Here is an 18688-nt window from a genome sequence, read left to right as displayed (position 1 = left end):
CAGGTTGCGGTAGCCGCGCGATTCCAGCGTGCGGATCGGGTCTTCGTACGTGTAGCTGTTGAAGTCGCCGATCAGCAGCACGCCCTGGCTCTTGATGCCCGTCGGGTTGCCGGCCAGCCAGTCGGCGACCTTCGCCGCCGCGCGCGTGCGCGTCGGGTTCCAGCAGCCTTGACCATCGCCCTGGTCGAGATCGTCGTTCGCGGCGTCCGGGCAGTTCTTCGACTTCAGGTGATTCACGGCCACCGTCAGCGCCTGCTTGTTGCCGTTGATCAGCCGGAACGACTGCGCGAGCGGCTGGCGGTTCTTGTCGTCGATCGCGAGCGTCGCCGCGCGGCCGACGGGCTCGACCTTGCGGCTGTCGTAGATCATCGCGACCGCGATTGCATCGCCGCCGAGCCGCGACGTGCCCGGATCGACCACGCGCCAGTGGTTGCCCAGCTTCGCCGCGAGCTGGCGCACCGCGCTCAGTTCGCCATAGCCGTTGTTCTGAATTTCCATCAGGCCGATCACGTCGGCGTCGATGGCCTTCAGCGCGCTGACGATCTTCGCTTCCTGGCGCTGGAATTCCTGGAACGTCTTCGCGCCGCGATTGTTCGGATCGTCGAAGCCGCCGCCGAGACCGTTGCCGTTGAAGTAGTTCAGCACGTTGAACGACGCGACGCGCAGGTTCGATTTCGGATCGCGCGCCGGTGCATTGGTGCGCGGGTTCGAACGCGCGTCGAACGCCGGCACGGCCGCGCCCGGCAGCGGCTGCACGCGCCAGGCGCCGTAACGCACTTCGAGCACGCCTTCCACGTCGCGCACGGTGTAGCCCGCGCGCAGCGTGTTCGCGGCCGACAGGCCCGGCGCCGGATACGGCACGGTCGCGGGGTTCTGCTTGTTCGAGCCGTCGTCGAGGATCAGGCGGTTGCGCGCGTTCGCGTCGATCTGCGTCTGCGCCTGCGCGGGCGGCACGACGCTCGTCGGCGTGCGCAGGCGGCCGTTGCTGAGCATCACGCTGCCGTAGCGGCCGAGTTCGTAGTTGTCGGTGACGCTCAGCGTCTGCGGCAGGCGCACGAGCATCCCTTCGTACGCGGCGAACGCGTTGGGGCTGTCGACCGGCAGCGTGAGCGTCGCGGGCGTGACCGTCTGGCCGTTCGCGCATACCGCGATCGCGCCCTGCAGCGTGAGCTGCGTCTGCCCGTATTTCTCCTCGACCTTGCCCGTCACGTGCACGAGATCGCCGGCCTTCGCGCGCGCTTTCGGCGCATAGACGAACAGGCCTTCGGACACGCCCGGCTGGTTGCGGCGCTGCGCGTCCGCCTGCTGGACGAAGAAGCCGCCGAAGCCGTCCGTGCCGCCGAAATCGGCGGTGACGACCGCTTCGATCGATGCGTTCTGACCGGCGAGCGGCGACGGCGCGCCGGCCCCCTGGATATCGGCGATCGGCGTCGTGCTGCCGCCGCAGTTCGCGCTGACGGGCGCGGCAGTGGCGGCGAATACCGGCGTGGCGAGCGTCGGAAGCAGCAATAGCGGGGCAAACAGGCGGATTGTCGAGCGCATGGCGGGAATCCCGGTTGTGAGGGTGGCGAAAGCTTAGCGGCGCTCAATGACAGTTTTTGGTAATCGTGAGACAGGCCGATGTAATCGTCGTCATCACGCCGCGATCGCCATGCGTCGTCCGGTCAAGTCTCGACAATGCAGCCGATCTTCCGACGACGAAGCCCCGCCGCTAGGCCGTCCCCGGCAACGCGCTCGACACGAGCACGGCCGCCGCCATCAGCACGCCGCCGAGCACGACCGCCTCGACTCGCAGCACCGTGCCGAACCGTTTCAACACGCGTGCCGGTATCGCGGCGGCCGGGTCCTTCAACGCGGCCAGCAGCTTCGGCATGCCGAAGAAGCGGTTGTGTCCGCCGAGCATCGCGGCAATCAGCACGAGCACAAGCTTCAGCAGCAAGATTTGCCCGTACGTCGACGCGAACAGGTTGGCGGGCGTATCGACGCCGCGCCAGCCGTTGTACGCGCCGGTCGCGAACAACACGACCAGCGCGTAAGTGGATGCGTCGGACAGCGACTGCACGAACGATGCGCCCGTCGCGCGTTCGCTCGCCGGCATGCGGGCGAGCCGCGACATCACGCCGAATGCCGTCACGAGCACGAGCCCCACCCACGCGCTGATCGCCAGCAGATGCAGCCAGTCGATCCACACCGGCACGCTGAACAGCCCCGCGTCCACCGGATGGCCGCCGTTGCTGCGCGCCAGCGCGACACAAGCGAGGGCAGCCACCATCGCGAGCGGAAAGCGCGTGTCTTTCGCGCGCCCGACGAACGACAGCAGCACGACGACGAGCATGAACGCCGCCCCGGCCAGCCACGCATGACCGAAGCCGGTGCGCGCGAGCATCGAACACACCGCCGGCCCCGCGTCGAGCAGCGACACCTCGCTCATCAGCGCGCAGTGCGCCCAGAACGCGGCGACGCTCGCGAGCAGCGATACGACGGACGCAATGCGCAGCGTCGCGGCGAGCCGCCGCCCAACGTCGTGCTGCCACGCGGACACGCCGCGTGCGAGCCAGTGCCGGCCGAGCAATGCGCCGACGACGACCGCGAACCCGGCGTTCTGGATCGCCACCGCCACGAGCCGCAGCAGGCCGACGATGCCGTCGTTCATTCCTTCACCCGGAACGTATAGGCGCCCTTCGTGCGATGCGCATCGGCCGTCATCGCCGCCCACTGCACGGTGTACGCGCCCGTCGCGAGCTTCGGTATCGCGACGGTCATCACGCGCGGGTTCGACGCATCGACCTTCGCCTTGTCCTGCGTGACGGCGTTGCCGCTCGCGTCCGACACCTTCACCGAGCTGAACGCCGGTTCGAGGTCTTCGTTGAACGTGAGCCGCACCGTGTCGGGCGCCGCATCGATCGTGCCGCCGGCCGCCGGTACGGCGCGCTCCAGCTTGCCGTGCGCCGACGCCGCGACCGGTGCGCCTGCGAAGATGGCGGTAGCCGCGGCAAAGCCGGCCAGCCGCTTGAGCATCGAGATCGTCATGTTCACGCGCTCCGCTTCACGGCTTCTTCAGCTCGACGACGGTCAACGCACCGTCCACGTCCTCGGCGACGAAATCAATCGTATCGCCCACCTTTACCTGCGCCAGCATCGCCGGGTCCTTCACCTTGAACACCATCGTCATCGCGTCCATCCCGAGGTTCTCCAGCGGGCCGTGCTTGATCGTCAGCTTGCCGGCCGCCGTGTCGACCTTGCGGATCTCGCCGTGCGACATGCGCGACACCGCGGCGCCCTGCTTCGCATTCGCGCTCATGTCCATGCCGGCCATGTCGCCGGCCGCGTACGACGCGGCGGAGAACACCAGCGCGCACCCCGTCACCATCAAAACCAGTCCCTTCTTCATCGTGTCGACTCCCGTGTGAGTGAATGGAAGCCGGCGGCCGCATCGGCGCGGCCGCCGCATGCTGCTTCAGCCGTCCGGCAATTCGCCGGTGTATTCGTATGCGACGGTGCCCTTCGGATGCCGGAACCAGCCCGGATCGCGATAGTCGTTGCGGCCCAGCCCCTGCCGCACCTTGAGCACCGTGAACATGCCGCCCATCTCCAGCGGCCCGAACGGGCCCGTGCCGGTCATCATCGGCAGCGTGTTGTCGGGCAGCGGCATCTCCATGCCGCCCATCGCGCCGCCCGTGCTGCCCATCGCCATGTAGTCGGGCACGAGCTTGCCGATGCGCTTCGCGAGATCCTTCTGCGGCACGCCGATCAGGTTCGGCACCTGATGGCCCATCGCATTCATCGTGTGGTGCGACTTGTGGCAATGGAACGCCCAGTCGCCCGGGCGATCGGCCGTGAACTCGATCGCGCGCATCTGACCCACCGCGACATCGGCCGTCACTTCCGGCCAGCGCGCGGCCGGCGGAATCCAGCCGCCGTCGGTGCCCGCGACTTCGAAGCTGTAACCGTGCAGGTGGATCGGGTGGTTCGTCATCGTCAGGTTGCCGAAACGAATCCGCACGCGGTCGCCGGCGCGCACCGGCAGCGGATCGATGCCCGGGAACACGCGCGAGTTGAAAGTCCACATGTTGAAGTCGGTCATCTCGTTCACGCGCGGCGTATAGCTGCCCGGGTCGATGTCGTATGCGGCGAGCAGGAACACGAAATCGCGATCGACCGGCATCGTGCCGCGCGCCTTCGGATGCACGATGAACATCCCCATCATCCCCATCGCCATCTGCACCATCTCGTCGGCATGCGGGTGATACATGAACGTGCCGTGCGCTTCGAGCTGGAACTCGTAGACGAAGGTCTTGCCGGGCGGGATATGCGGCTGCGTGAGGCCGCCGACGCCGTCCATCCCGTTCGGCAGCCGCAGCCCGTGCCAGTGGATCGTCGTGTGCTCGGGCAGCCGGTTGGTCACGAAGATGCGGACCTTGTCGCCTTCGACGGCCTCGATCGTCGGGCCCGGCGACTGGCCGTTGTAGCCCCACAGGTTCGCGTTCATGCCGGGCGCCATCTCGCGCACGACGGGCTCGGCCGTCAGGTGGAATTCCTTCCAGCCGTTCTTCATCCGCCACGGCAGTGACCAGCCGTTCAGCGTCGCGACGGGCGTGTACGGGCGGCCGTTGGGCGGCACGAGCGGCGGCTGCGTGCCGGTTTTCGCCATCGTCGGCGCGTCGGGCAACGACGCGGCGCCGGCCTTGCTGACCATCGCCGCACCGAGCAGCGCGGCGCCCGAGCCGCTGAGAAATTGTCGACGGGACACCATGTCAATGACCTTCCGGATGCGGTTGCGTGGCGGGCGCCGACGGCGCCGCGGGAGTGGAAGCCGGCTGCGGCGCAGCGTCGGCGACGGGTGTGGATTGGGGTGTGGATTGGGGTGCGGATTCGGCGGAATGCGTCGCGCTCGGCACGGCACCCGGTAACGGCAACCGGCCGCCGACGGCCATCTGCAGATCGGTTTCCGCGAGCCAGTAGTCCTTCAGCGCATCGATGTAGCCGTTGACCGCGCCGACCTGTTCGCGCGCATCGGTCAGCAGCTCGAACACGCTCGCGAGCATCCCGTTGTAGCGCAGCAGCAGTTCGTCGGAGATCGTCTTGCGCAGCGGCACGACTTCGTCGCGATAGTGCGTCGCGACGTCGTAGCTCGTCACGTACGCCGCATACGATTCGCGTACTTCCGAGCGTGCATCGATGGCCGTTTTCGCGAGCCGGTTCGCGGACTGCATGTAGATCGCCTCGGCGCGCGCGACCTTGGCGCCACCCCAGTCGAACAGCGGAATCTCGACGCTGATCTCGTAACCGTGCTCGTGGCCCTTGCCGGTCTCGTAGTCGTTCACGTAGCCGAGCTCGACCGCGTTGACGAAACGCGTGGCCTTGCTCAGGCCGAGCGACGACGCGACGCCCTGCGTCTGCAGCTTCGCGGCCTGGACGTCGAGGCGATTGCCCATCGCGAAGCGTTCGAGGTCGGGCAGGTTCGGGCGCGCCTTCGGCAAATCCGGCAAGCGCTCGGGCAGCGCGTACCGCGTGCGCTCGCCCCACAGCCCCATCGCGCGCGTGAGCTTCTCGCGTGCGGCGATGGCCTGCTGTCGCGTTTTCGCGTGCTGCGCGACCGCGTCGGCGTGAAACGCCTGTTCACGGGCGTAGTCGAGCCGGCTGAAGTTGCCGGCCTGACGCATGCGCAGTGCGAGTTCGGCGGCCGCGCTCGCGGCGTCGCGCACCTGCTGCGCATAGTGTGCGGCCTGCTCGGCGGCGACGGCCTCGACATACGCACGGCGCGCGTCGGCCGCGACCTTCAGCATCGCATCGGCCGTTTCGAGCTTGGTCTGCTCGAAACGGCGGCGTTCGATCTTCGTCGCGAGCGGCATCGTCAGCAGCGCGAACACGTTCGCCGAGAACGTGCGGCCAAGCGTCAGCTCGCCATCGCCGGCACGCGTGCGGCTGAACGCGAAGCGCGGGTTCGGCAGCCGGCCGGCCTGCACGAGGTCGGCCTCCGACAGCCCGAGTTCCGCGTACGACGCCTGCAGCCCGCGGTTGTTCAGCAGCGCGACCTGCACCGCGTCGTCCATCGACAGCGGCTTGCCGAGCAGTTCCTTCGTCCGCTGGTCGACCGCTTCGCGGTCGGCGTCGGTCCTCACCACCACCGCGTCCTTTCCGATGCGTTCCGACGCAACCGACGACACGGCGTCGAACCCGCCATCCTTCGAAAACGTCGTGCAGCCCGCGAGGAACGCCAGCGCGATCGCGGCCGCGCCGATCCTCGGTGATATCGCCAGCGTCGTCATCGCGTGGCCCCTCCGTGCGTCGAATGGGGCGCGGCGTTGCCGGTCGTGCGCCCTTTCGCGGGCCGCTCCATCACGTCCCGGTTCAGTTGCTTCCAGCCCGGGCCTGCGTCGTCCCGATACGGCCGGTAGCCGTCGAACGCGGACGTCACGGTGACGTCCGGCACCGACGCGGCGGCGTCCGCCGGATCGGGAAACGGGGTTTGCGCGGGCGCGAGCGACGGCACGAGGGCCGCCGCGCCCAACAGCGCCGCAATGATCAATCGCATGAACATGTCTCGTCGTAAGTCGTCCGGCGCGCCGGATGCGGCCGCCGGAGCGGATGGCGGATCGCGGCGCATCGGCCGCGGGCAGCGACTAGGCGGGCGTCCGGCGCGGCGGCCGGTCGATTCCGCCCGTCAGGAACGAGACGCCCCCGGCCGAGCGCGGAGGCGCGACGATGGTGACGCCGACGCTCGCCGCGGCAGGCACCGCAGGCGCACTCGACATCCCCGTGCCGAAGCAGCAGGACACGCACGCGGCACATGACGACGCACGCGGCACATGACGACGCATGCCGCGCGTGATCGTCGCGATCGCCGTGATCGTGATGGCCACCCTGCGCGGCCGGCATCGCGTACGACGCCTTTTCCTCTTGCGGCACGGCGGCGCCCGGGCACTGCATCGAAACCGCCGCGAACGACGGGATCGACAGGCTCAGCGCGAGCAACACGACGGCGAGAAATGTGCGCCAGTACGACATGGATGCGAGATCAGGCAGACAGCGATCGTTAGGGCCGGCGCGTCGCACGACGGCGCGCTCCGGGGACAAGACGGTCGCAGCTTATCGCCGCCGCGGTGACGACGGCATGGCCGAAACATGACCGGCTTTTCATGACAATTCCGTCATCCGCCGGTCATCCTTCACGCACGCGCGCTGCCGTAAGCTCCGGCGTTAAACTGACCGGCTGGAATCACGGACAGCCTGCCTCACCATGCGGATACTGATAGTCGAAGACGAACCCAAGATGGCGTCATACCTCCGGAAGGGGTTGACGGAGGCGAGCTATACGGTCGGCGTCGCGGAAAACGGCCAGGACGGCCTGTTCCTCGCCTTGCACGAGGATTTCGACCTGATCGTGCTCGACGTGATGCTGCCCGCGCTGGACGGCTTCGAGGTGCTCAGGCGGCTGCGCGCGCAAAAGCAGACGCCCGTGCTGCTGCTCACGGCCCGCGAGGCGATCGAGGACAAGGTCGCCGGGCTCGAACTCGGCGCCGACGATTACCTGCTCAAGCCGTTCGCGTATGCCGAATTCCTCGCGCGCATCCGCTCGCTGCTGCGGCGCGCGCCACGTAACGTGCGCGACATCCTGCACGTCGCCGATCTCGAAATCGACCTGCTCAAGCGCCGCGTGCGGCGCGCGGACACTCGCATCGACCTGACCGCGCAGGAATTCGCGCTGCTGCAGTTGCTCGCGGAACGCGAAGGCGAGGTGCTGACGCGCACCTTCATCACGTCGCAGATCTGGGACATGAATTTCGACAGCGACACGAACGTCGTCGATGCCGCGATCAAGCGCCTGCGCGCGAAGATCGACAACGCGTACGAGAAGAAGCTGATCCACACGATCCGCGGTATGGGCTACGTGCTCGAGGATCGTTCGTGACCGCGCGCCCCGCATCGTATTCGCTGCTGCGGCGCCTGACGCTCGCGTTCGCCGCCGTCGCGGCGCTGGTATTCGCGCTGACCGGCGCGTATCTCTACCGCTCGTTGTCCGCCGAATTGACACGGCGCGACGACATCGAGATCTCGGCCAAGCTCAATCAGTTCCTGCAACTCGCACGCGCCAGCGGATCGACGGCCGCGCTGCGTGCCGATCCGGCCGTGTTCCACGACGTGCTGCTGTCGCATCCGGGCGTCTATCTCGGCATCTACGATGCGCAACACCGGCCGCTCGTCGAGCATTCCGACGAAGCCGGCAACACGCTCGCGTCGGTGCTCTCGGCCTCGCATCCGGCTGGCAGCACCGATGGGCCGTTCACGTGCGCGCCGCCCGGCATCGGCACATCGCGCTGCGTGTATGCGCGTGAAACGCTGCCGTCCGGCGAAGCGATCCAGGTCGCGCTCGCGCGCACCGCAACCGATCGCCAGTCGCTGCTCGAAAGCTATCGCGTCGACATCTGGCTCGCGGCGGCCGTCGGCGCGCTGCTGGTCGGTGCGCTCGGCTATGCGGTCGCGTCGCGCGGGCTGCGCCCGGTCGAGAGCCTCGGCCGGCAGACGTCGCGCATCGAGGCGCACAACCTGAACGCGCGCCTCGACGCGCGCGGCGGCCCGGTCGAATTGCGCGAGCTCGCCACGTCGGTGAACCGGATGCTCGACCGGCTCGAACGCGCGTTCGTGCGGCTGTCGCAGTTCTCATCCGATCTCGCACACGACATGCGCACGCCGCTCGCGAACGTGATCAGCTCGTCGCAGATCACGCTGTCGCGCGCGCGCACGACCGACGAATATGAAGCGCTGATCGAATCGAATATCGAGGAATGCGAACGGCTGCAGCGGATGATCGAGAACATGCTGTTTCTCGCCCGTACCGACAATGCGCGGCAGCACCTGAAGGCCGCCGAACTCGATGCGGGCAGCGAACTGCGCCGGCTCGCGTCGTATTTCCAGGCGCTGGCCGACGAGGCCGGCGTGCGCATCGACGTGCATGGCGAAGCGCCGGTCGTCGCGGACGCGACGCTGTTCCGGCGCGCGGTGAGCAACCTCGCGTCGAATGCGCTCGAACACGCGCAAGCCGCGTCGACGATCGAACTGGCCGTGTCCGTACAAGGCAGCTACGCGGTCGTCGAAGTCACGAATCGCGGTGTCGCGATTCCGCCCGAACAGGTCGAGCGGATCTTCGAGCGCTTCTACCGGATCGATTCGTCGCGGCACGGCGCGGCGCGCAACGCGGGGCTCGGGCTCGCGATCGTGAAGTCGATCATGGAGCTGCATCGCGGCAAGGTGGAAGTCGCGAGCCGCGACGGGCGTACGACGTTCGCGCTGTACTTTCCGCGCGGTACCGATAGTTAGGCCATGCGCCGCCGCATTGAGCGGCTAGCGATCCTGCACCGCGCCGAACGACGTGCGAACGCACACGAGCAGCACGATGGTCGCCGCGCTGAATGCGGCCCCTGCGTAGAACGTGGCGGCGGCGCCCATCCGGTCCCACAGGGCGCCCGCGACGACGCTCGATACGAGCGTGACGATGCCGCTGATCAGGTTGAACACGCCGAACGCCGTGCCTCTCAATTCGGCCGGCGCGGCCTGCGCGACCATCGTCGCGAGCAGCCCTTGCGTCATCCCCATATGCAGCCCCCACAGCGCGACGCCGACGAGCACGGCCGGCCAGTGCGCGCCGTGCGCCAGCACGATATCGGCGGCGATCAGCAGCGCGAGCCCGACCACCATCAGTTTTGTGTGGCTCGTCGTATCGGCGAGCTTGCCGAACGGGTAAGCGGACAACGCATACACGACGTTCATCGCGACCATCACGAGCGGCACGAGTGCGACGGGCACGCCGCTGCCCATCGCGCGCAGCACCAGGAACGCCTCGCTGAAACGCGCCAGCGCAAACACGCCGCCGACGGCCACGACCCACCAGTAGCGCGCGCCGAGTTGCGCGACGACCTCGCGGCGAATCGGATTGACGCGCTTCTCGCCCGGCGCACGTGCCGGCTCATCAATGCCGAACGCGAGCAGCACCACGGCCAGCACGCCCGGGATCACGGCCAGCCAGAACGCGAGGCGGAAATCGTCGCGCCACATCAGCATGATGACGACGGCCAGCAGCGGCCCGAGGAACGCGCCCACCGTGTCGAGCGACTGACGCAACCCGTACGCGGCGCCGCGCAGGTGAACGGGCGTCACGTCGGCGACGAGCGCATCGCGCGGTGCGCCGCGAATCCCCTTGCCGACGCGGTCGACGATCCGTGCGGTCACCACGACGCCGATCGTCGGCGCGATCGCGAACAGCGGCTTGCTGAGCGCGCCGAGCGCGTAGCCGGCCACCGCGAGCCATTTGCGATTGCGCAGATAGTCGCTCAGCGTGCCGGAGAACACCTTGACGACCGGCGACGTCGCCTCGGCGATCCCTTCGATCAGGCCGATCGTCGTCGCGCTCGCACCGAGTCCCGCCATCAGGAACATCGGCAACAGGCTGTGGATGATTTCGGACGACACGTCCATCAGCAGGCTGACACAGCCGAGCACCCACACGCTGCGCGGAATCTGCCGAAGAATGCCGGTCGATGAGTCGGTCTGCATGGGTCGTCCCCGGCTCAGGAATCGTGACGCTGAATGCCTGTGATGCTACTGCAGTCCCGTGACACGATCGCAGGTTGCGCGTGCACCCTCGTTATTCCGCCGCGTCGCGCCGGAGCTTCGCCTGCCGGCGCGTGCGGTCGTTGAGGATCTGGTGCCGGCGATGGTCGGTCAGCTTCTTCCAGTCGCGCGCCTCGTCGCGGGTGCGCAGGCAGCCGACACAAAAGCCGGTGCGGCCGTCGAACGTGCACAGCTCGATACACGGCGATTTCACGGCCACGATCAGGCGGCCTTCGCGGGCGTCAGCACTTCGACGGTCACGTGCGACACGCCGTCGAAACCCGCGACCAGCGCATGATAAAAGCGCGCGTCGCGCGCGGCGTCGCCCGATTCGACCGACACGATCGCGCTCATGTGCCCGGGGCCCACGCGCCACACATGGAGATCGTTGACCTTGTCGCCGAGCGCCTCGATCGCGCGGCGCACGTTGTCGGTCAGCTTGCGATCGACGTTGACGTCGAGCAGGATTCCGCCCGTATCGCGCATCAGCCCGTACGCCCAGTTGGCGATCACCAGCGCGCCGACGATGCCCGCGAGCGGGTCCATCCAGACCCAGCCGAACGCACGCGCGAGCAGCAGGCCGACGATCGCCAGCACCGACACGGCCGCGTCGGCGATCACGTGAACGTAGGCCGACCGGATGTTGTGATCGCGATGCGCGGCCGAGTGCGACCCGTGAGCATGATGCGCGTGGTGTGCGTCGTCGTGGTCATGGTCATGGTGATCGTCGTGTCCATGCGCATGATGATGGCCGTGACCATGCCCGTGATGGTGATCGCCGCTCAGCAGCCACACGCTGGCGAGGTTTACGGCCAGCCCTAGCACGGCGATCGGAATCGCTTCGTCGAAGTGAATCGGCACCGGCGCCAGCAGGCGCGCGATCGCCTCATAGCCGATCAGCAACGCGATCATCGCCAGCACGATCGCGCTCGTGAAGCCGGCCAGGTCGCCGAGCTTGCCGGTGCCGAACACGAAGCGCGGATCGTCGGCGTGCCGGCGCGCATAGGTATAGGCCAGCGCCGCGATCAGCATCGCGCCCGCATGCGTCGACATGTGCAGCCCGTCCGCGACCAGCGCGAGCGACCCGAACAGCGTGCCGCCGACGATCTCGGCGATCATCATCGCCGTGCACAGGCCGATGACCATCCACGTCTTCCGCTCGTTGCGCGCATGGGCGGCGCCCAGAAACGCGTGACTGTGCGCGCCGCCGGCCGCCGTGCCCTTGAATTCGTTCATGTTCCGATCCGCTTACTTGAAATAGCTGTGAACGACCTCGATCAGCTGCTCGGTCGCGCTGCCTTCGTGCGCGTCGGGCGTATCCGCATCGACGAGATGCGACCGGATGTGGTCTTCCAGCACGACGGCCAGCAGGCCGTTCATCGCGCCGCGGCAACTCGTGATCAGTTGCAGCACGTCGTTGCAGCCGCGCTCTTCCTCCAGCGCCCGCTCGATCGCCTCGACCTGTCCCTTGATACGGCGTACGCGGTTCAGCAGCTTCTGTTTTTCGCGAACGGTATGACTCATCGATGGCTCCTGTATAGGGTAGGGGAGTATATCTCCGAAGCGCTGCCCCTATAGGGCGGAGGGGTATATTTTTTCGAGACGAAGGCTTGTCGAAAGAAAACCGCTCGGCTAGACTGCTTTCCGTCTTTGGGGAGTAGCCTGCTTTCCGTCCCCCGGAAAGCGAACGCGTCAACACACTCGGCCTGCGGCCGTGGCGCGTTCGGCCTGATCGGCTTGGCGAGACCATCGGCACATCGCGTCGTTCCTGGTCGGACGTCGGCGGATGTGTCATGGTTCGTCAGCGTCCGACCACGGAGTCCCCATGTTCCTCCCTGCTCACCTGCCCCACGCCCCCGCTGCCTGCGGAGGTGCCACATGACCTTCATGTTCGTCGAACTCGCGTTCATGCTGATCGTCATCCTCGTCGCGGCCGAAGTCTTCACCAATGCGCTCGAACATCTCGGCGAACGCCTGAAGATTTCCGAAGGCGTGACCGGCTCGCTGTTCGCGGCCGTCGGCACGGCGCTGCCCGAAACGATGGTGCCGCTGCTCGCGCTGGCCGGCGGCACGTCGAGCCAGGCCGTGAACGAGGAGATCGGCGTCGGCGCGATTCTCGGCGCCCCGCTGATGCTCGCGACGCTCACCACGTTCCTGATGGCGCTCGCCGTGATCCGCTCGCGCGGGCTGCGCGGCACGATCGCGCCCGAACGCACGGGCTTCGTGCGCGACATGAACACCTTCCTCGCCGCATTCTCGCTGGCGACCGTCGCGATGTTCGTCCCGCATCACAACTGGGCCGTGCGCGCGCTGCTCGCCGCGATGCTGGTCGGCCTCTATGTGATGTACGTCGTGCTGACGTTCCGCGCGTCGACCCGGCTCGTCGATGCCGGGCACGGCACCGAGGCGCCGCACGCGATGTTGCTCTCCCGCATCGGCCTGCCGACCAACCTGGCGACGATCGTGCTGCAACTGCTGATCGGCGTCGCACTGCTGGTCGGCGGGGCGAAAGGCTTCATTCATGGCGTGGAAGGTGTGTCGCACGTGCTCGGCGTGTCGGCGCTGCTGCTGTCGCTGATCATCGTGCCGATCGCGACGGAGCTGCCGGAGAAGGTCAACAGCGTGCTGTGGATTCGCCGCGGGAAAGACACGCTGGCGTTCGGCAACATCACCGGCGCGATGGTGTTCCAGGGCACGCTGCTGCCGGCGATCGGCATCATGCTGACGCCTTGGGAGCCGCGCCCCGAAGTGCTGACCGGCGTGATCATCACGCTCGCGGCGGCGGCGTGGCTGCGCGTCAATGCACGCACGCGCGGGCTCGCGATCTGGGCGTTGCTCGCGAACGGCGCGGGGTATGCGGGGTATCTGGCGGTGACGCTGGCGCGTTGAACGCCGGTCGGGCGCGCCGGCCGACCAACACGTCGGCACGGCGCGCTTCACGGCGCCGCATGCAGGCGGCGGCTGCGACGCCCGCATCCCGCCGATCAGGAACCCTTGACGAGTTTGACGATCGTCAACGTGCCGTCGACCTTCTCGATCCGCACCTTGACCTTGTCGCCTGCATGCGCTTGCGCGAGCATCGCCGCATCCTTCGCCTTGAACGCCATCGTCATCGGCGGCATCCCGACGTTCTGCAGCGCGCCGTGCTTCAACGTGATCTTGCCGCTCGCGGCATCGACCTTCTTCACTTCGGCGTCGGTCAGCGCGGCGTTCGATTCCGTCGCGCCGTCCGACGACATCTTCATGCCGGACATGTCCATGTTCGACATCTCGCCGGCGGCAAGCGCCGGTACCGCGAAAGCACTCAGCGCGACGACAGCGGTTGCAGCAGCGATCAATTGATTCATCTTCATCGTGATTCTCCGGTCGGAAGAGATGGCACGTTCGTGCCGGAAGGAACTGCATCGGAATGCCGCGCTCCGCCCGCGCTTCGCGCACGACGGCGCTGCAGCAGAAGCCATGCGGCGGGAATGACGAACATCGACAGCAGCGGCGCCGTGACCATGCCGCCGACCATCGGCGCGGCGATGCGCTGCATGACTTCGGAACCGGCGCCGTGGCCGATCATGATCGGCACGAGGCCGGCAAGCACGACGGCAACCGTCATCGCCTTCGGCCGCACGCGCAGCACCGCGCCTTCGCGAATCGCGTCGAGCAGCAACGCATCGGTCAGCGGTTCGCCGGCATCGAGCCGGCGCTGCAGCGCGCCCTTCAGGTACAGCAGCATCACCACGCCGAATTCGGCCGCCACGCCCGCCAGCGCGATGAACCCGACCGACGTCGCGACGGACACCGCATGGCCGAGCGCCCATACGAGCCAGAATCCGCCGACCAGCGCGAACGGCACCGTCGACATCAGCAGCAACGCGTCGGCCGCCGAATCGAACGTGACGAACAGCAGCACGAAGATCACGACGAGCGTGACGGGCACGACGGTGCGCAGCGTCGCCGCCGCGCGTTCGAGATACTCGAACTGTCCCGACCACGCGATCGAATAACCGGGCGGCAACGCGACCTGCCGCGCGACGGCCTGCTGCATCGCACGAACCGCCGTGCTCAGGTCGACACCGCGGAGATCGACGTACACGTAGCCGGACAGCCGTGCGTTCTCACTGCGGATCATCGGCGGCCCGTCGGCGATCGCGACACGCGCGACGTCGCCGAGGCGAATCTGCGCGCCGCGCGCGGTGACGACCGGCAGTTGCCGCAAGTTCTCGAGCGAATCGCGGATCTCGCGTGGATAGCGGATGTTGATCGGGAAACGCTCGCGCCCGGCGATCACTTCGCCGATGTCCTCGCCGCCGATCGCCGACGACACGACCGACTGGATATCCGCCACCGACAGCCCGTAACGCGCGGCGGCGAGCCGATCGATGTCGACGTCGACGTAGCGGCCGCCGTTCAGCCGCTCCGCGAGCGCGGACGTCACGCCCGACACGCGCTTCACGGCGGCCTCGACCTGCGTCGCGATCGCGTCGATTCCCGTCAGGTCCGGCCCGGAAATCTTCACGCCGACCGGCGTCTTGATCCCGGTGGACAGCATGTCGAGCCGGTTGCGGATCGGCGGCACCCATACGTTCGACAGGCCCGGCACCCTCACCGTCCGGTCGAGTTCGTCGACGAGCTTCTCCGGCGTCATGCCCGGCCGCCATGTGCTGCGCGGCTTGAAGCGGATCGTCGTCTCGAACATCTCGAGCGGCGCGGGGTCGGTCGCGGTATCGGCGCGGCCCGACTTGCCGAACACCGTGTCGACCTCGGGCACGGTCTTGATCAGCCGGTCGGTCTGCTGCAGCAGCTCGCTCGCCTTGTCCGCCGAGATGCCCGGCAGCGCGGTCGGCATGTACAGCAAATCGCCTTCGTCGAGCGGCGGCATGAATTCGCCGCCGAGCCGCGACAACGGCACGGCCGTCAGCACGAGCGCGACGACTGCCACGCCGATCGCGGCCCACGGGCGCCGCAGCGTCGCTTCGAGCAACGGCCGGTACAGGCGGATCAGCACGCGATTGATCGGGTTCGCGTGCTCGTGCGGAATGCGGCCGCGCACCAGATAGCCCATCAGCACCGGCACCAGCGTCACCGATAACCCGGCGGCCGCCGCGATCGTATAGGTCTTCGTGAACGCCAGCGGCGCGAACAGCTTGCCCTCCTGCCCTTCCAGCGAAAACACCGGAACGAACGACAGCGTGATGATCAGCAGCGAGAAGAACAGCGCGGGCCCGACTTCCGCCGCCGACGCCGCGACGAGCTCCCAGCGACGCGCGACCGTGAGCGGCTCGCCCGGATGCGCGTGGTCGTACGCTTCCAGATGCTTGTGCGCGTTCTCGATCATCACGATCGCCGCGTCGATCATCGCGCCGATCGCGATCGCGATCCCCCCGAGCGACATCAGGTTGGCATTCACGCCCTGGTAGCGCATCACGATGAACGCGGCCAATACGCCGAGCGGCAGCGACAGGATCGCGACCAGCGCGCTGCGCAGATGGAACAGGAACACCGCGCAGACGACACCGACGATGACGAATTCCTCGATCAGCTTGTCCGTCAGGTTGTCGACCGCGCGCGCGATCAGTTGCGATCGGTCGTAGGTCGTGACGATCTCGACGCCGGCAGGCAGCGAACGCTTGAGGTCGGCGAGCTTCGCCTTCACCGCGTCGATCGTCGTCAGCGCGTTCTTGCCCGAGCGCATCACGACGACACCGCCCGTCACTTCGCCCTGCCCGTTCAGTTCCGCGATACCGCGCCGCATCGCCGGGCCGACCTGGATGCGTGCGACGTCGCCGAGCAGGACCGGCGTGCCGGTGTCGTCGGTGCGCAGCACGACGTGACGGAAATCGTCGAGCGTGCGCAGGTAGCCGGACGACCGCACCATGTACTCCGACTCGGCCAGCTCGACGACCGAGCCGCCGGATGCCTGGTTGGCCTTGCCGAGCGCCTCCGCGACCGCCGCCTGCGTGATGCCGTATGCGCGCAGCTTGTCCGGGTCCAGCACGACCTGGTACTGGCGCACCATGCCACCGATGCTCGCGACTTCGGAGACGTCCGGCACGGCCTTCAGTTCGAACTTCAGGAACCAGTCGTTGAGCGCGCGCAACTGGCCGAGATCGTGACGGCCGGTGCGATCGACGAGCGCGTACTCGTATACCCAGCCGACGCCGGTCGCATCGGGCCCAAGCGACACGGTCGCGCCCGCCGGCAGGCGGCTCTGCACCTGGCTCAGGTATTCGAGCACGCGCGAGCGCGCCCAGTACGGATCGGTGCGGTCGTCGAACAGCACGTAGACGAACGCGTCGCCGAACGACGAGTACGCACGCACGGTCTTCGCGCCGGGCACGCCGAGCAGCGTCGTCGTCAGCGGATAGGTCACCTGATCCTCGACGACCTGCGGCGCCTTGCCCGGATACGACGCCTTCACGATCACCTGCGTGTCCGACAGGTCGGGCAATGCGTCGAGCGGTGTCTGCCGCAGCGAATGCACGCCCCATGCCGCGATCAGCACGGTGGCCAGCAGCACCAGAAACCGATGATGGACGGACCAGTGAATGAGGCGCGCGATCATCGCTCACCTCCCTGCGGTTCGACCTTCGTCAGCCGGTAGCCGTCGTCGGCCTGCGTGAACGCGAAACGTACCGTCTGGCCCGGCTTCACGTCCGGAAACGCGTGCGCCGACGGCTTGCCGAACGCCATCGTCATCGCGCCCCAGCCGAGCGCCGGCACCGGCTGATGCGAGAACGTGATGTCGTCGGCCGTGACCTTCTCCACCTTGCCGGTGGTTTCGTAGACCGGCGCGCTTGCCGTCGCGGACGATGCGGCCGAGCTTGCGCCTGCCGCCCGCTCCAGCCGCGGCAGCACGCTTTTCAGGCTGGCTTCCGAATCGATCAGGAACTGCCCCGATGCGACAACCGTGTCGCCTTCGTTCAGCCCGCCGAGCACTTCCGTGTCGCCGCCGACGTCGTTGCCGACCGTCACCGACACCGGCTGGAGCCGACCGTCGCCGAGCTTCGCGATGACGATCATGCGCCGGCCGGTCGCGATCACGGCCTCGGACGGCACGAGCAGGCGCGACACCGTCTCCTTCGCGGCGACCCGCACGCGCATCAGCATGCCGGGCGTGAGTTTCAGCGATGCGTTGTCGATCTCCACGCGCGCCTGCAGCGTGCGGCTGCCCGTGCTGATGCCGGGCAGCACTTCGCGGATGCGTCCGCTGAAATGCCGGGCCGGATCGCCCGCGAACGTCACGTCGACCGACATTCCCGGCTGCACGTTCAAAGCGAGCGCTTCCGGCACCTCGACGATCAGCCACAGCGTCGACAGCCCGGCGATCTTCGCGAGCGTCTGGCCGGGCGCGACCATCGCGCCGTCGCGCACGTTCAACTCGCTGACGACGCCCGTCTCCGGCGCGCTCAGCTCGACGTGCGTCTGCGCGCGGCCGGTGCGATCGAGGGTCGCGATCATCCCGTCCGGAATCGACAGCGCGCGCATTCGTGCGCGCGCCGCATCGAGCAGGTTGCCGTCCATGCCGCCGCGCTTCAGCGCGAGATATTCCTCCTGCGGCGCGAGCCAGTCGGGCACGAACAGCGATGCGACCGGCGCGCCCTTCGCGATGCGCTGCATCGGCGCGCGTGCATACAGATGGTCGATGTAGCCCGTGACGCGCGACTGCACGACCTCCACGCGCGCTTCGTCGAACTGCGTGGTGCCCACCGCGTCGAAGCCGGCCGCCGTCTGCTGCCGACGCACGGTCGCATAGCGGATGCCGAGGTTCTGCTGCAGGCCCGGATCGATCCGGATGCCTGCCGCGGCACCGCCTTCGTCCGCATAGACCGGCTGCAACTGCATGTCCATGAACGGCGATTTGCCCGGTTTGTCGAAGTGCTGGTTCGGCACCATCGGGTCGTGCCAGTACAGCACCTTGCGTGCGGCCTGCTGAGCCGGCATACCCGACGGCGCAGCGGCGGGCACTGAGGCCGTCGCCGCGCCGTTCGTCGCATGGCGAACGCCCGCGAAATAGCCTGCGCCGACGAGCACCGCGCCGGCGGATGCGATCAGCACCGCTCGCATCAGTGATTGCCTTGTCATGAAC

Annotated in this window: 17 protein-coding genes, 1 pseudogene and 1 riboswitch; of the genes and pseudogenes, 3 read left to right on the top strand and 15 right to left on the bottom strand. The window is 67.8% G+C overall.

Features of this window, described 5'->3' with window-relative positions; translation table 11 throughout:
- The 8 genes and pseudogenes from H3O04_RS12340 to H3O04_RS12305 all read right to left on the bottom strand — a co-directional run.
- Window positions 1–1542, bottom strand: a 1542-nt coding sequence (locus H3O04_RS12340; RefSeq protein ID WP_202587791.1) for an ExeM/NucH family extracellular endonuclease, incomplete at its 3' end; no start/stop codon positions are given.
- 169 nt (window positions 1543–1711) lie between these two features.
- On the bottom strand, window positions 1712–2653 hold the full coding sequence (locus H3O04_RS12335; RefSeq protein ID WP_202587790.1) for a CopD family protein: 942 nt from the start codon (window positions 2651–2653) through the stop codon (window positions 1712–1714).
- Complete coding sequence (locus tag H3O04_RS12330; protein ID WP_027813006.1) at window positions 2650–3030, bottom strand: copper resistance CopC family protein; 381 nt, start codon at window positions 3028–3030, stop codon at window positions 2650–2652. Before H3O04_RS12330 ends, H3O04_RS12335 begins: the two co-directional genes overlap by 4 nt.
- Window positions 3031–3046: 16 nt before the next feature.
- Complete coding sequence (locus tag H3O04_RS12325; protein WP_200161644.1) at window positions 3047–3391, bottom strand: copper-binding protein; 345 nt, start codon at window positions 3389–3391, stop codon at window positions 3047–3049.
- A 66-nt stretch (window positions 3392–3457) separates the two neighbouring features.
- Complete coding sequence (locus H3O04_RS12320) at window positions 3458–4753, bottom strand: multicopper oxidase family protein (RefSeq protein ID WP_027813004.1); 1296 nt, start codon at window positions 4751–4753, stop codon at window positions 3458–3460.
- A 1-nt stretch (window position 4754) separates the two neighbouring features.
- Window positions 4755–6269 carry a TolC family protein gene (locus tag H3O04_RS12315; RefSeq protein ID WP_202587789.1) on the bottom strand — a complete coding sequence of 505 codons (1515 nt, stop codon included), beginning with the start codon at window positions 6267–6269 and terminating at the stop codon, window positions 4755–4757.
- Entirely contained in the window at window positions 6266–6535 is a 270-nt protein-coding gene (locus tag H3O04_RS12310; protein ID WP_034175319.1) for a hypothetical protein, read from the bottom strand. Before H3O04_RS12310 ends, H3O04_RS12315 begins: the two co-directional genes overlap by 4 nt.
- A gap of 88 nt (window positions 6536–6623) precedes the next feature.
- Window positions 6624–7008, bottom strand: a pseudogene (locus H3O04_RS12305) (hypothetical protein).
- A 232-nt stretch (window positions 7009–7240) separates the two neighbouring features.
- Between H3O04_RS12305 and H3O04_RS12300 the strand changes: the two are divergent.
- Together H3O04_RS12300 and H3O04_RS12295 are read left to right on the top strand one after the other, a co-directional pair.
- On the top strand, window positions 7241–7912 hold the full coding sequence (locus H3O04_RS12300; protein WP_202587788.1) for a heavy metal response regulator transcription factor: 672 nt from the start codon (window positions 7241–7243) through the stop codon (window positions 7910–7912).
- Window positions 7909–9318 carry a heavy metal sensor histidine kinase gene (locus tag H3O04_RS12295; protein WP_202587787.1) on the top strand — a complete coding sequence of 470 codons (1410 nt, stop codon included), beginning with the start codon at window positions 7909–7911 and terminating at the stop codon, window positions 9316–9318. The genes H3O04_RS12300 and H3O04_RS12295 overlap by 4 nt, the downstream gene beginning before the upstream one ends.
- A gap of 24 nt (window positions 9319–9342) precedes the next feature.
- On the opposite strand, the gene H3O04_RS12290 is transcribed toward H3O04_RS12295, so the two are convergent.
- The 4 genes from H3O04_RS12290 to H3O04_RS12275 all read right to left on the bottom strand — a co-directional run bounded on the left by H3O04_RS12290 (window position 9343) and on the right by H3O04_RS12275 (window position 12132).
- Window positions 9343–10551: an MFS transporter gene (locus H3O04_RS12290; RefSeq protein WP_202587786.1), complete on the bottom strand. Its 1209-nt coding sequence runs from the start codon at window positions 10549–10551 to the stop codon at window positions 9343–9345.
- 91 nt (window positions 10552–10642) lie between these two features.
- On the bottom strand, window positions 10643–10828 hold the full coding sequence (locus H3O04_RS12285; RefSeq protein ID WP_080486914.1) for a DUF1289 domain-containing protein: 186 nt from the start codon (window positions 10826–10828) through the stop codon (window positions 10643–10645).
- Between the two features lie 2 nt (window positions 10829–10830).
- Window positions 10831–11844 (bottom strand): CDF family Co(II)/Ni(II) efflux transporter DmeF, encoded by a 1014-nt coding sequence (gene dmeF / locus H3O04_RS12280; protein WP_202587785.1) that lies wholly within the window; start codon window positions 11842–11844, stop codon window positions 10831–10833.
- A gap of 12 nt (window positions 11845–11856) precedes the next feature.
- Window positions 11857–12132, bottom strand: a complete 276-nt coding sequence (locus H3O04_RS12275) for a metal/formaldehyde-sensitive transcriptional repressor (RefSeq protein WP_006479857.1) — start codon at window positions 12130–12132, stop codon at window positions 11857–11859.
- Window positions 12133–12248: 116 nt separating this feature from the next.
- A riboswitch (yybP-ykoY riboswitch) is annotated at window positions 12249–12418 on the top strand.
- A 68-nt stretch (window positions 12419–12486) separates the two neighbouring features.
- On the opposite strand from H3O04_RS12275, the gene H3O04_RS12270 reads away from it, so the two are divergent.
- Window positions 12487–13497, top strand: coding sequence for a sodium:calcium antiporter (locus H3O04_RS12270; protein WP_175786881.1), 1011 nt, complete (start codon window positions 12487–12489; stop codon window positions 13495–13497).
- A gap of 95 nt (window positions 13498–13592) precedes the next feature.
- Here H3O04_RS12270 and H3O04_RS12265 read toward each other — a convergent pair whose 3' ends face one another.
- The 3 genes from H3O04_RS12265 to H3O04_RS12255 are packed head-to-tail and all read right to left on the bottom strand — an operon-like array spanning window position 13593 to window position 18684.
- Entirely contained in the window at window positions 13593–13961 is a 369-nt protein-coding gene (locus H3O04_RS12265; protein WP_027808254.1) for a copper-binding protein, read from the bottom strand.
- Window positions 13958–17164: an efflux RND transporter permease subunit gene (locus tag H3O04_RS12260; RefSeq protein ID WP_202587784.1), complete on the bottom strand. Its 3207-nt coding sequence runs from the start codon at window positions 17162–17164 to the stop codon at window positions 13958–13960. The genes H3O04_RS12265 and H3O04_RS12260 overlap by 4 nt, the downstream gene beginning before the upstream one ends.
- Complete coding sequence (locus tag H3O04_RS12255) at window positions 17161–18684, bottom strand: efflux RND transporter periplasmic adaptor subunit (RefSeq protein WP_202587783.1); 1524 nt, start codon at window positions 18682–18684, stop codon at window positions 17161–17163. The genes H3O04_RS12260 and H3O04_RS12255 overlap by 4 nt, the downstream gene beginning before the upstream one ends.
- Between the last annotated feature and the right edge of the window lie 4 nt (window positions 18685–18688).

The sequence above is a fragment of the Burkholderia sp. KCJ3K979 genome (genome assembly GCF_016759955.1).
Classification (GTDB): Bacteria; Pseudomonadota; Gammaproteobacteria; order Burkholderiales; family Burkholderiaceae; genus Burkholderia; species Burkholderia orbicola.
This window is presented reverse-complemented; position numbering and strand designations above follow the sequence as displayed.